The sequence below is a fragment of the Vibrio sp. ABG19 genome (assembly GCF_029962385.1).
GTDB lineage: Bacteria > Pseudomonadota > Gammaproteobacteria > Enterobacterales > Vibrionaceae > Vibrio > Vibrio ostreae.
In genome coordinates this window covers 733,439-746,042 of the sequence record NZ_CP071707.1, presented here as the reverse complement: position 1 = coordinate 746,042, position 12,604 = coordinate 733,439, and the positions used below count along the sequence as shown (strand labels likewise).

Below are 12,604 nucleotides of genomic sequence, written 5' to 3'. Positions count from 1 at the left end.
TAAGGGATTATTAATATGAAAAAGTTATTCGCAGTGGCTACGTTACTCTCTACCTTGCCGTTTGCTCAGGCGGTTATGGCTGATGATGATATTGGTTGTGGTTTGGGTACCATGATTTTTGACGGTAAATCCGGAAAAGTGGTCAAAGTGCTCGGCGCGACAACCAACGGTACATCAGGCAACCAAACCTTTGGTATCACATTCGGAACTCTGGGCTGTGATGGTACCGGCACGATTGATTCACGTCAGAAGCTGGCGATGTTTATTGACGGTAACATGGACAATCTGGCACGTGATATGGCCAAAGGTCAGGGTGAAACACTGGCAACCTTGTCTGAAGTCTGGGGCATCCCGAATGAAGATAAAGCAACCTTCAACACCATGGCGAAACAAAATTTTGCCGTGGTTTATCGTTCTGAAAACGTCACCTCTAATGAGGTACTGAATAACCTCAACACATTGATGTCGAACGATTCTAAGCTGTCTGGCTACGCAATGTAACCGCTTCTTTCGTCTTACCCTTCTGTGCCTCGTTGCAACAACGAGGCACCTTTTTATTTCAAGAGTCGTTATGCAGTGGAAGCGTTGTATTTTCATATTACTGGGCGGATTACATTCGTCCCTGAGCTTTGCCTCCGTAGAGCCCGGACCGTTACCTGAACTGAACGTCATAGCCTTAAGCCAGGATAACTATTGGCTCAAATTGGGCCATTACCTGCCCGCGCTGAGCGGCGGTTACGTCAGCACCATTGATTCGGATAGCTTTTTTTTAGCATCGCAGGGCAAACATCAACCTGCGCAGGAGCTTCAAGCAACGATTCAGGCGCTGTATCAGGGCCCAGCGCAAAGCCGCCATCAGGCGCGCTGCACGTTTCCGGCCCGTTATCAATGGCTGGAACAACAACAAGGCAAGGCACCGCCTGAGTTAAATTGCCCTGAATTAAAAAAGTGGCAGCAGGCGATGGATCCGGAAAAGCTGACCCTGGTGTTTCCAACTGCCTTTATGAATAATCCTTCGTCCATGTTTGGCCATACCCTGCTACGGGTCGATGCCAAGAATCAGAACCAGAACAATGCACTGGTCGCTTATGCGATCAACTTTGCCGCAGAACCGGACAGCGCAGATAATCCGGCCCTTTATGCACTCAAAGGATTGGTTGGCGCATATCCAAGCCGCTTTACCGTCATGCCGTACTACAAAAAAGTGCGTGAATATAACGATATCGAGTCGCGGGATATCTGGGAATACCCTCTCAATTTCACCGCTGAAGAAGTGGATAGAATTTTGCTTCATCTGTGGGAAATGGAACAAGCCGAGTTCGACTACTACTTCCTGGACGAAAACTGCTCTTATCAATTATTGGCTCTGCTACAACTGGCCAATCAGAATCTCGATTTAGTCAGTCAGTTTCCGGTCACCGCCATTCCTTCCGATACGGTGAAAGTTCTGGTTGAAGCCGGATTAACTCAGCCTCCGCACTATCGGGCTGCGTTTGGTACCCGGCTGAATCATGAATCGGATCTGGTCAGCGAGCGTATTTACCTCGCCACGCGGCGCCTGAAAGAGCAAGGTATTTACCCTTCCAAAGCCGAGTTTACTGAGTCAGAGCGGGCGGCAATTCTCGAATTCGCATATGAATGGCTTAATTTTGAACTTTACGATGACGGCCTTGAACGCGATATAACCGCCAAACAACTGACCCAAATCTTGATCAAGCGTAGTCAGATCAACCGAGAATCCCCTTTTCCCTCGGTGGTGCGGCCGGAAACGTCACCGGAACAGGGACACGGGTCAGCTCGTGTCGGCGTCGCGCGTAATCTGTATCAGCAGCAAACCCACTCAACATCTGTCGAGTGGCGTCCGGCTTACCACGACATGTACGATGCGCTGGATGGCTTTATTCCCGGCGCGCAAATTAACTTCCTCGACACTAAACTGAGTCTCGACGACAGCGGCACCAGCCGGCTCGATCATCTCAATATCATCGACGTACTGGCCTTGGCGCCCAGCAACCGAGTATTTGACAGCCTGGCATGGGGATTAAAAATCGGCTTCGACCGACCCGATGCCAATACCGACAGCCGCTGGTTTGTCGAAGGCGGAGCAGGCAAAGCCTGGGGACAGGCTGATGGATTACATTTCTATATCCTGCTGAAAGGCGAACTCAGTCAGGGCAGATTAACCGGTTATGATGTTATCGCCGGGGCCGGTCTGCAGTCAGGGCTATTCTACTCGATCAATAACCGCCAGAGACTGGGTTTGAATGCAGCCTGGATTGCTTTGGCAGGCGATGAGGTCGATGACCATTTCTCCGTAAATGCGACCTGGAACTGGAGCGTACGGCCTAATTTCGCTTTCAGGGCCAGCCTGAATTATCAGCAATGGCATCAGGAAGAAGTAAGCTCGCGCCTCAGAGCTTACTATTATTATTGAGCCTGAACAATGAGCCAATCCATCAAAAACATACGTAAAGCTGATGGTTTGCTGATAAAACTTGATTAATCTGACCTATGATTGAAACAACCTTTGAGATGATGACTTGAGCGCAAAACTTAAGGAGAGCCAATGAAAAATAAAACGTTAATGTCTGCTTTTATTGCTATTTTAGTTACTCAGCTAAGTGGATGCGGGGTATTGCTGCACCCGGAGCGGGAAGGACAGCGCGGCGGTAAAATCGACCCGGCGATCGCGATTCTCGACGCTGCGGGCTTAATCCTGTTCATTGTTCCCGGGCTAATCGCGTTTGGCGTTGACTTCTATTACGGCACCATTTATCTGCCAAATTCAGCCTCGATTGATCTGGACGAAGATGAGCTCAACATGCTGAAACAGCTTGACGAGTCGCAACGGATGGATGCGATTGCCAAAATCGTGTCGGATAAGACCGGTCAGCATATTGCGGCCAAAGATTTACAATCTTATCAGGCCAACTCTATCGACGAGCTCAGCTTCTACGTTAACAACAGCGAAGCAACTCCAGTGCAAGCAGGTTAAACCTATTTTGCGCAGCGGCCACGTCATTGAGACGTGGCCGTTTTTGTACACACCAGTAGACATCGTAAAACGCCAGCGCTATGGTTGATAGGAATATTGTTGCCTTCCAGCAGAGACCGCATACCGTGGCGTCACGCTATCCGCCTCCTGCCCGCAGCGTACGAGCAGGATCATTATCCATTAAATCTACGACCACTTAACTTAAGGAAGTTTAGTCATAAACGTCCCTTGCGGAACAACCGGCAGATACTTTTCATAGAATTGCAGGTAAGCCTGCTCCGGGTTCAAATCTGCAAACAACTCCGGATACAGAGCTTTGGCGTAAAACTGAATCATTGCGCCATCCATAATCGTTCGGCATGCGCCGTGATACGCAGCGTACATGCGATTATTTTTCACCGCATTCAGTGACGACCAGCCCAAACGCTGTTTAAACCCTGCTAAAGCCCGCTGCGAGACCTGCTCTTGCACACCCTGCCCTATCTTCATCCCGTTGTCAGCACTGCTGGTTTCATAACCGGTAATCACAATCACATCCGGGTTGCTGGCAATGATCTGTTCCGGGTTGAGTTTACCCCACCATTCGACAAACGGCTTAGAGATGTTCTCACCACCAGCCGTGGTGCTGATCGCTCCCCACATATTCTTACCAAAGGTGTAACCAATATCATCCACGCCATTGGCGCCAAATTCCGTGTAGATCGTCGGCTTCGCAAGGCCGGCTTTCTCCAATCGCTGTGAAATCATCGCCACATTATCCTGATATTCAGTGGCAATCTTTTCAGCACGCGCCTGCTGACCGGTAATCTCGCCAATCAAACGGGTACTTTTCACATGCCGCTCAACCGTCTGCGCATTGTAATCGACCACGACCACTGGTATACCGATTTGTTCTAAGCGTTCCATTTCTGACGACAACGCTTTATATTGCCAATCGGCCAGCATGATCAGATCTGGCTGCAACCCAAGCACCTTTTCGAGAGAAAACGCGTTGGTGTCCACCCGGCCAATCTCCGGAATGTCGTCTAATGATGGACGGTGCTTAACGTACATCTCCCAGTTCATCGCCCTGGCCTGCCAGATATATTTAGACATACCGACGACATTGTCGTATGCCGCTTCCGTACCGATAGCCATATAATCTTCAGGATAAAAACCGACAATAACCCGTTTGGCGGGGGCATCGAATGTCACCTCTCGCCCCAGAACATCAGTGACGGTCGTCACCGCTGAAAAGGCAAAAGAACTGGTCGTCAGGGAGATAAGAAGTAAAAGCTTTCTGAGCATCGAAAATTCCATCTTCAGGTTAAAGCGAATAGCATTGATATGACTAAAATTGTCGGTGATTATGCATCACATTATAAATGGCCGCAATGAAAATCATTATCAGTCAATCGCTACACCAATGTATGATTGTGCTATACGCAATCCCGATACATACAGCCTTGTAAAGTTTCACATTTTTTGTCATGGTCTTAGAGTAATCTTTCGTATAACGGTCAAAGTCTATTCCCCAATCAACGAGTGGAGGCAATGATGGCTTTTAAAACTCCGCCTTTAACAACGACCGACGATGGCGCTACCCGCCGTGTTGGGTTCGAAATCGAGTTTACCGGGCTGACAATCAGCGCAGTGACACAAATTATGCAGGATACTTTCGGCGGTGAGCTAGAGAAGAAGTCCGCGGTTGAGTATGACTTGCAGACCCCAGAATATGGCAAGTTTAAAGTTGAGTTAGACTGGGAGTTCCTCAAGAACACCGCGCTGGAAGCCAAGCTTAAGGATCACGGACACGAGTGGGTCGATTTTTTACACAAAATTGCTCTATCAGTGGTGCCTATAGAAATAGTGACTCCTCCATTCCCTCTCGATAAACTGGATCATTTAGATAAACTGATACCAGCCCTGAGAAATGCCGGGGCAAAAGGTACAGATGATTCTGTCATCGCCGCTTTTGGTGTTCACATTAATCCGGAAACCCCATCATTAGATGTTCACACCCTGCATGCCTATCTGAAATCGTTCGGACTATTACAGTGGTGCCTCGACAAAGCGCATGACGTTAACGTATCCCGCAAAATCAGCCCGTATATCCAGTTGTATACTGAAGATTACGTTGAAGTACTGCTCACCAAACAGTACCAGACTATCGATGAGCTGATGGATGATTACCTGGAACATAATCCAAGTCGCAACCGCGCTTTGGATATGCTGCCGCTGTTTGCGTCCATTGACCAAGACAAAGTCAAGCAGACGGTCAAAGACACCAAAATTAATCCAAGACCTACATTTCATTATCGCCTGCCCGACTGCTTGATCGAGAATACCCACTGGAGTTTTGCAAGCTCATGGAACATCTGGCATTTAGTTGAGGTATTGGCAGCAGACCCAGAAGCGTTAAACTTTTTAGCCCGCCGCTTTAAAGCAATGTCTCTGCCTGTAATCGGCGTGAAACGCAATGATTGGATCAAGGAAGTCAAACAGTGGATAAAAAGCCGAGAATTGGAGTAACCGGTAACCATCGCAGTTGGTCACCCTCCTGGTGGTGCACGAAGCTGGCGCTGGCACTTGCCGGCGCTCAAGCAGAAAGGATTAGCGTTAAACATCATTGGTCCGGTCAGCCACTGGATGGTCTGATCGTGGGCGGCGGCGATGATATCGATCCCGAGCACTATGGAGGCGAAGCCAGTGAAAAAGATGAGTTTGACCCCGAGCGGGACACATTAGAGATACGTTGGATCAAGTGGGCATTAGAACGCAATACTCCCTTATTAGGGATATGTCGCGGCTCGCAACTAATCAATGTCGTTCTCGGCGGCAACTTATATTCCGATATTTCCGTATTGCGCAAACGAACCTATAACCGCCCGGGCCTGCTGCCAACCAAGCAAGTCTTTGTCGATACAGACTCACATTTGTTTGCCTTGTGTGGCAAATCGAAATTACGGGTCAACAGCCTGCATCATCAGGCGATCAAGGATGTCGGTAATGGCCTGCGCGTCGTCGGGCGAGATCTTGATCATTTCACTCAGGCAATTGAAAGTAATCAAGAAAAGCCTATCTACGGCGTGCAGTGGCACCCTGAATATCTGTTTTATCTTCCCAGCCAATTTAAGCTGTTTCGCTGGCTGGTGCGCTCAGGCTGAGCGTATGGGTGAAGTATTTACTCAGGATGCAGAAGTGAAAGTGACCGCCAGTTCAATGCGGTGATTGGCAATAACATCAAAACGAGCCGTAATGCGGCGCTTTGCCTCTGTAACTCAGTGGCTTTGGCCCCAAGCGCTGCAACTCAGTCTTCAATCGAAGAGCTGTCAAATACCGACAGGTCCAGTTTCAGGCTGTCACCCAGCCACCAGGCATACAGAGTATGATCTTCGATTTCATCACCGGTTAGCGCATGAACCAGTACCGATAAACCATTACGGTTTTCGTCCAACCAAGGCACTAACTGATCGAAATCGTGTGAAGTAAACTTAATCTGGCAACTCCATTTCGGGTGAGGGCCCACCAGTTTTTCGTGCACCCGACCGATTTTCACAGGGAAACGCTCCCCCGCTTCATGCACCAGTCGCGAGGCAAACTCCAGCGTTTGCGCATCAAAGTACACATGAGCATGGTAAGCGCTATGGGAATTTACCGGTCGTTTATTCTCTGTCATTATTTTTGCCTCCACGTCTTAAAATAGTAAAGAATTCATTAAGGATCGAGTCGCTTGCCCTTTCCGACCACGTTGTCTCATCCGTATATCGATGGATTATCTGGCCAGAGAAGAAGCCGGCTCAGCTTGGCGACCAAACCAACGCTGGCCAAAAACGTTAATCACCAGCCCGACCGCAATGACCACTACGCCTGCGATTTGATACAGAGTAAGGCTCTCATCCAGCAGCAGCCAGGCGCTCAGTAGTCCGAACACCGGAACCAGCAACGAAAGCGGAGCAACCAATGCGGTGGGATAACGGCTCAACAAGTAGCTCCAGCCGCCATATCCGACGATCGTGGCAAGTAAAGAAAGGTAAACCACCGAGAACAAATTGTGCCACTGCATATTGAGCAGCGACTCAGCAATGGTCTGAGGTCCTTCAATCCAGAGTGAAGCAACAGCAAACGTGAACATTGGTACTAAAGCACTCCACACGATCAAAGACATGGTCGGAACGGCGTAGTTTTGCATGATCACCTTATTGGTGATGTTACCCAATGCCCAACAGGTGGCCGCGCCGATGATTAACAGCAAGGTAGCAGCTGTCAGTGATGCGGTTCCCGCGCCTTGCGCCACTGCGAGCAGATAAATCCCCGCTCCCGCAGTGATGACCGCTATCACATTATGGCGACGAATTTTTTCTTTCAACAGCACACAACCAAACGCCAGAGTAATAAAAGCCTGCGCCTGTAACAGCAACGAAGCTAATCCTGCGGCAAGGCCGATACTCAGCGCCCAGAACAATAAGGCAAACTGACCAAAACTGATGGTCAGTCCGTAGGCCACCAGCCATTTCAGCGGTAAGGTGGGACGCTTGATAAACAGCAGGGCAGGAAAGGCCACCAAAGCAAACCGCAAGCCTGCCAGCAGCAGCGGTGGCATCCCCTGTAATCCGACTTTGATAACCACGAAGTTCACACCCCAGACCAGCACAATCGCCAGGGCCAGGAATCTGTCTCGTAATGACATCTTGTATCCTTACAAACGTCCGACAGTGTCAGGAGAGACGCGAGCAGCCACCTGCTCAGCGTTTGCCTTTCAAGGGTAAGTTTGACATTGAGTGAGAAAAAGGAATCCTCAGACTGCCCTATTCCCGTACATAAAACAAGCGCCAGACAGGAAGGGTCATAATAATGGCCTGAACAAGGTATCCAGCTTAGGATGCACCACACGCCGCTTGACCGTAACCGCGTAGAAGTTTTCGAATACGCTTGGCAGTACCAGATAACTTTTCAGAATGCCGTTATCGAGTTCGTCTTTTACTACCACGTCCGGCATTACGGCCAGTGCGCCGGTGTCACGGGCCAAAAGACGCAGCATCGCCATATCATCAGATTCGGCGATAATGTGGGGATGTAGCTGATATTGAGCCGCAAAAGCATCAAAAGCAGCGCGCAGCGGATTTTCTCCGTACGGTAAAACCCAACGGCGGTCGCGATAACTGGCGCCGAGATCTTTGCCCAGATCTAACCCCGGCGGCCCGATGATCGACACCGCCTGACGCGCCAGAACCCGGCTTTGCCAGTTCTGTTTATTCGAACCTCTGACCGGAATGTTAGTCAATGCCATATCGAGCTGGTGTTCTCCCAAAGCGGTCAGCAAACCGGTCTGACTCATCGACTGCAGGGTGTAACGACAGTCTTCCTGGTTGATAAGTGGCTGAATAAACTGCTCTATAAAGTTACGCGAGATAGTCGATAGGATTCCAATCCGGATGGTTGCGCCAGGTAATGCTTTGCCACTAGTCAATAATTTTTCCAGCTCTTCACCATTTTTGAAGATTTCTTCGGCATAGCTCAGCGCATGATATCCGCTCTCGGTCAGGGTCAGTGCACGCCCTTTTCTGGTGAACAACTGCACATCCAAAGTTTGCTCTAACTGTTTGATTTGTGAAGAAAGAGCAGACTGAGACACATGCAACTTCTGCGCAGTCTGAGTCAGGTTACCCTGCTTGGCGACTTGCCAGAAATAGTACAGATGATGGTAGTTTAAACGACTCATAATTCTCTAAAACAGAACGATTCATAAATTATTATATATTTTACTTAACAATCAGACAGTTTCACAATAGCCGCGACTTTTGGAACTGTGAGGATAGTCATGTTTTCTCTGTTTTTAGTGACGCCCCTCAAACTGATGTTACTCGGTTTGGTGGCGATTTTAGGATTCACTATCGTACGTTATAGTTGGGTGGCCTTCAGTGGCGAAGCGGATCGCGCTCGCTTTCTTCGTTCCCTTATCATGACAATTTCAGCCGTCGTTGTAGTGATACTCAGCGACCACCTGCTGCTGTTCTGGGCAGCCTGGGTCAGTGTCAGTCTATGTCTGCACCAACTGATTCTGTTTTATCCGCAGCGCCCGCGTGCTCAATTGGCTGCGCACAAGAAGTTCCTGCTGGCTCGTTTCAGCGAACTGCTGCTGGCCGGTGCCTTCTTTGCGCTTTACCATCAGTTCCAGACACCTTACATCAGCGACATCGTCCGCCAGACTTCGTTTGCTCACAGCAGTCTGCACCTTAATATTGCTGCAGTACTTTTGGCATTGGTCGCGATGATCAAATGTGCTCAATTGCCTGTACACGGCTGGCTGATGCAGGTGGTGGAAGCACCGACTCCGGTCTCAGCACTGCTGCACGCCGGTATCGTCAACCTGGGCGGTATCCTGCTGCTGTTCTTCGCACCGGTATTGGCATCCAGCAGTATCGCTTGCTGGCTCATCATTGTCTGTGCCGGTATTAGTACCGTCATTGCTGGTCTGGTCAGCACCACCCGCATCAGTATCAAAGTGAAACTGGCATGGTCGACCAGCTCGCAAATGGGTCTGATGCTGGTTGAAATTGCCCTGGGTCTGTATGAGATGGCTCTGCTGCACCTGTTTGCCCACTCGTTTTATAAAGCGTACTCGTTCCTTAACAGTGGCAACACGGTTAACCACTATCTGGCCGCCAAGCTGGCCGGTGAAGTCAAACCTAAGGTTCGTAACTGGTGTGTCGCGTTGCTGCTCTCTTCACTGATGCTGGCTGTTGCTCAATGGCAGTTTGCTGTAATGACCAGTTTTGCCGCCACCATATTGGTGTGGTTCGCACTAAGTGCTTTGATTGTGCCGAGCGTGACCGCTTGGGATAAAACCATGCTGCCACGTCTGATGATCACATTGGCATTCGCGGCAGGCCTCTTGACCCTGTACACCACAGCCAAACATTCACTGGCACAGATTACCGGCTTGAACGTCCCGCTCAACCTGGCCGCTGATGGCCTGGTCGCGCTGATGTTTATCCTGCTGTTTGCTCTGTCACTGGCACTACAATATAGCCCGCATGTCGGTTGGGTTAAACGACTGTTTATCCGGCTCAACGCCGGTGCGTATTTGGACGAATGGGCGACCCGCCTGACCCTGAAATGGTGGCCAAGCCAGTCACTGCTTGAACTGCAACAAGCTCAAGTGCAAATGGAACCAGAGGCAAAATAATGATCGAACAAAAACACGCGCTTCCATACGCAACAATCGCCAAACAAGTTTCCGCTTCTATCGCACCGGCCTGGCCGCTGGATCAGTCCATTGCGGTTAACCCTTGGTGGCAACAACGTCATGACAGTATTGAAAAGACCTTCGCCGAGCAGGCGGTTCTGACCGGCGAAACCAGCCTGATGGACAAAAGTTACTATCAGCAACGCTGGAAGACCGAGATTCAACCGCAACATCTGGCCTCAGCGATTGAGCAGCTTGGCGTCGACATGACCATAGCCCAGTTGGAAGAAGACATTCAGCGCCCGCAAGCACCGCTGACCCGCTGGAAAACTCTGGGCATGTTGATGGATGAAGAAATCCCTTCCACTCAAGGGCACAGCTGGGTGCAGGAAATCGTTCAGCAGGTCAGCCAGTTCATCGCGCTGTACCACCAATACCCGGAACGTTTCGATTCTGAAGGTAAAAACGGTGAACACCTGTACCAGAGCTGGCTTGAAGTCGTTGCACGCGACAAAGGGATCAAAACCTTGCTGGGCGTCGATCTTTTGCCTTATTTCCGTACTTTACCCGGCTCGATCTATGACCTGCTTGATACCGTCGGACCGCTGTGGCAGGACATCTGGACCGATGAAGACGGCGCTTACGCATCGCTGCGTGCCCTGTTACATCAATTGTCCGGCTGGGCGGGATGGCAATCCTGGCAAGACTGGCAGGCTAACCTTGCCAATAAGCAAGCCGATCTGCCCCATGCGCTGGGACTGACCGCTATCTTGCTGGCCTGGAATAGTGTCCTGATGCAGTGGCTGCAGAAAAATCATCTGGAAACCGCGCTGAAAATCCGTCAGTTACTGCGCCATCAAGCGACCAATGTTCGCCAAATGTACCAGTTAGCGGAACAGCAACTGGCACCAATCTGGGTATGGCAACGCGCCCTTGAACTGAGTGTACAAAAAGACTGGATCACTCAAGTGCAGAACGTCACTACTCAGCAAGACCCGAATCGTCCTGAACTGCAGGCTATTTTCTGTATTGATGTACGTTCGGAACGTATGCGTCGTGCGCTGGAAGCACAAGGCAGCCACATCGAGACACTGGGTTTTGCCGGCTTCTTTGGTATCCCGATCGCCTATCAGACTCAGGATGGCAATATTCATCGTCCTCAGTTACCGGGCCTGTTGGCTCCTACTCTGGTTGCGCAGCAGACCCAACTGCAACCGGATCGCTGGCTGCGGGTGACAAAACTGGGCTGGCAGAACAGCCTGGAAAAACCATCGTCCAATCTGGGCATGGTCGAAGCCGGTGGCCTGCTAAAACTGGTCAGCCTGTTTAAACGGGTAGTGATGCAGGATGGGACTGAAAACCCGATTAACCGCGATGCACGTGGTAACGAAGAGTGGCAACTGAAACGTAACCAGATCACGCTTAGCGTGCGTGAGAAGGCAGAACTTGGCGCCGGGATTCTTAAAGCAATGGGCATCAGCCAACGCCTGGCAAAAGTCGTGCTGTTAACCGGTCACGGTAGCCAGACCTGCAACAACCATACGTCATCGGGTCTCGACTGCGGTGCGTGTGGCGGTCAAACCGGCGAAGTCAACGTGAAAGTCCTGGCGAGTCTGCTCAACGACTCCGCTGTGCGTCTGGTCATGGCAGAATTTGGGGTGGTTGTTCCGAAAGACACCCACTTCTTTGCCGCGCTGCACAATACAACCACCGACGATTATCAGGTGTTTGATGCGCCCGATGCACCGCTTTCCTGGAAACAGAACCTCAGCGCAGCCAGTGACCACGCGCGCCGAGAACGTGCCAAACTGTTCGATGGCGCCAAAGCGGAAGATAATGCGCAATTAAGCCGCTTCTTTAAGCAACGTGCCACCAACTGGGCTCAGATGCGTCCGGAATGGGGTTTGTGTAACAACGCTGGCGTGTTTATCGCACCACGTCATCTGACCCGCGGACTCAATTTTGACGGCCGGGCCTTCTTACATGAATACCATGTCAGTCAGGATCCGGAGTTCAGCCAACTGGAAAAGATCATGACTGCGCCTCTGCTGGTGATGAACTGGATTAATCTGCAATATTATGCGTCAGTCACGACGCCGGAAAAATACGGTAGTGGTAACAAACTGCTGCATAACGTGGTCGGTGGCCATATTGGTGTGTTTGAAGGCAACGGCGGTGACCTGCGTATTGGTTTATCTCAGCAATCCGTGCATGACGGCACAGAGTACCGTCATCAGCCTGTGCGCCTGAGTGCTTTTATTCAGGCTCCACAGCACGCCATTGAGGCCATTATGGCTCGCCATCAGGACGTTGCGTCTTTGGTGGATAATGGCTGGCTGTTCCTGTATCAGATTGATGACAACAACCAGGTTTGGCAGTATCACAACAAGCAGTGGGTAGCCGCAGTCTGATGGCACCAAGCGTTTACGCAAAGAGCCGCT

General features: G+C 50.4%; 11 protein-coding genes. 7 read left to right on the top strand and 4 right to left on the bottom strand.

What is annotated here, in order from left to right; genetic code table 11:
- The first annotated feature begins 15 nt into the window (after window positions 1–15).
- From J0X00_RS03305 to J0X00_RS03295, 3 genes are all read left to right on the top strand, one after another.
- Window positions 16–501, top strand: a complete 486-nt coding sequence (locus J0X00_RS03305; RefSeq protein ID WP_136487381.1) for a DUF3015 domain-containing protein — start codon at window positions 16–18, stop codon at window positions 499–501.
- Between the two features lie 70 nt (window positions 502–571).
- A complete protein-coding gene (locus J0X00_RS03300; RefSeq protein ID WP_282476299.1) occupies window positions 572–2,434 on the top strand; it encodes a DUF4105 domain-containing protein in 1,863 nt (620 codons plus the stop codon).
- A gap of 132 nt (window positions 2,435–2,566) precedes the next feature.
- Entirely contained in the window at window positions 2,567–2,995 is a 429-nt protein-coding gene (locus J0X00_RS03295) for a hypothetical protein (RefSeq protein WP_136487383.1), read from the top strand.
- Window positions 2,996–3,196: 201 nt separating this feature from the next.
- Here J0X00_RS03295 and J0X00_RS03290 read toward each other — a convergent pair whose 3' ends face one another.
- Window positions 3,197–4,282, bottom strand: coding sequence for an ABC transporter substrate-binding protein (locus J0X00_RS03290; RefSeq protein ID WP_282476298.1), 1,086 nt, complete (start codon window positions 4,280–4,282; stop codon window positions 3,197–3,199).
- A gap of 246 nt (window positions 4,283–4,528) precedes the next feature.
- Between J0X00_RS03290 and J0X00_RS03285 the strand changes: the two genes are divergently transcribed.
- Window positions 4,529–5,506 carry an amidoligase family protein gene (locus tag J0X00_RS03285; protein WP_256611587.1) on the top strand — a complete coding sequence of 326 codons (978 nt, stop codon included), beginning with the start codon at window positions 4,529–4,531 and terminating at the stop codon, window positions 5,504–5,506.
- Entirely contained in the window at window positions 5,479–6,141 is a 663-nt protein-coding gene (locus J0X00_RS03280; RefSeq protein WP_282476297.1) for a gamma-glutamyl-gamma-aminobutyrate hydrolase family protein, read from the top strand. Before J0X00_RS03285 ends, J0X00_RS03280 begins: the two co-directional genes overlap by 28 nt.
- Before the next feature lie 143 nt (window positions 6,142–6,284).
- On the opposite strand, the gene J0X00_RS03275 is transcribed toward J0X00_RS03280, so the two are convergent.
- From J0X00_RS03275 to J0X00_RS03265, 3 genes are all read right to left on the bottom strand, one after another.
- Window positions 6,285–6,653, bottom strand: coding sequence for a DOPA 4,5-dioxygenase family protein (locus J0X00_RS03275; protein WP_282476296.1), 369 nt, complete (start codon window positions 6,651–6,653; stop codon window positions 6,285–6,287).
- A 96-nt stretch (window positions 6,654–6,749) separates the two neighbouring features.
- Window positions 6,750–7,664, bottom strand: a complete 915-nt coding sequence (locus J0X00_RS03270) for an EamA family transporter (RefSeq protein WP_136487387.1) — start codon at window positions 7,662–7,664, stop codon at window positions 6,750–6,752.
- A gap of 156 nt (window positions 7,665–7,820) precedes the next feature.
- Window positions 7,821–8,696 (bottom strand): LysR family transcriptional regulator, encoded by an 876-nt coding sequence (locus J0X00_RS03265; RefSeq protein WP_136487388.1) that lies wholly within the window; start codon window positions 8,694–8,696, stop codon window positions 7,821–7,823.
- A 99-nt stretch (window positions 8,697–8,795) separates the two neighbouring features.
- Here J0X00_RS03265 and J0X00_RS03260 point away from each other — a divergent pair, with 99 nt between their 5' ends.
- Complete coding sequence (locus J0X00_RS03260) at window positions 8,796–10,163, top strand: NADH-quinone oxidoreductase subunit L (RefSeq protein ID WP_282476295.1); 1,368 nt, start codon at window positions 8,796–8,798, stop codon at window positions 10,161–10,163.
- Window positions 10,163–12,574 carry a DUF2309 domain-containing protein gene (locus J0X00_RS03255; protein ID WP_282476294.1) on the top strand — a complete coding sequence of 804 codons (2,412 nt, stop codon included), beginning with the start codon at window positions 10,163–10,165 and terminating at the stop codon, window positions 12,572–12,574. The genes J0X00_RS03260 and J0X00_RS03255 overlap by 1 nt, the downstream gene beginning before the upstream one ends.
- The last annotated feature ends 30 nt before the right edge of the window (window positions 12,575–12,604 follow it).

What these genes read in the sequence shown, in the direction of transcription:
- J0X00_RS03255 (WP_282476294.1), top strand. Translation starts at nt 10,163, where the DNA reads ATGATCGAACAAAAACACGCGCTTCCATACGCAACAATCGCCAAACAA.
- J0X00_RS03300 (WP_282476299.1), top strand. Translation starts at nt 572, where the DNA reads ATGCAGTGGAAGCGTTGTATTTTCATATTACTGGGCGGATTACATTCG.
- J0X00_RS03295 (WP_136487383.1), top strand. Translation starts at nt 2,567, where the DNA reads ATGAAAAATAAAACGTTAATGTCTGCTTTTATTGCTATTTTAGTTACT.
- J0X00_RS03305 (WP_136487381.1), top strand. Translation starts at nt 16, where the DNA reads ATGAAAAAGTTATTCGCAGTGGCTACGTTACTCTCTACCTTGCCGTTT.
- J0X00_RS03260 (WP_282476295.1), top strand. Translation starts at nt 8,796, where the DNA reads ATGTTTTCTCTGTTTTTAGTGACGCCCCTCAAACTGATGTTACTCGGT.
- J0X00_RS03270 (WP_136487387.1), bottom strand. Translation starts at nt 7,664, where the DNA reads ATGTCATTACGAGACAGATTCCTGGCCCTGGCGATTGTGCTGGTCTGG.
- J0X00_RS03275 (WP_282476296.1), bottom strand. Translation starts at nt 6,653, where the DNA reads ATGACAGAGAATAAACGACCGGTAAATTCCCATAGCGCTTACCATGCT.
- J0X00_RS03265 (WP_136487388.1), bottom strand. Translation starts at nt 8,696, where the DNA reads ATGAGTCGTTTAAACTACCATCATCTGTACTATTTCTGGCAAGTCGCC.
- J0X00_RS03285 (WP_256611587.1), top strand. Translation starts at nt 4,529, where the DNA reads ATGATGGCTTTTAAAACTCCGCCTTTAACAACGACCGACGATGGCGCT.
- J0X00_RS03290 (WP_282476298.1), bottom strand. Translation starts at nt 4,282, where the DNA reads ATGCTCAGAAAGCTTTTACTTCTTATCTCCCTGACGACCAGTTCTTTT.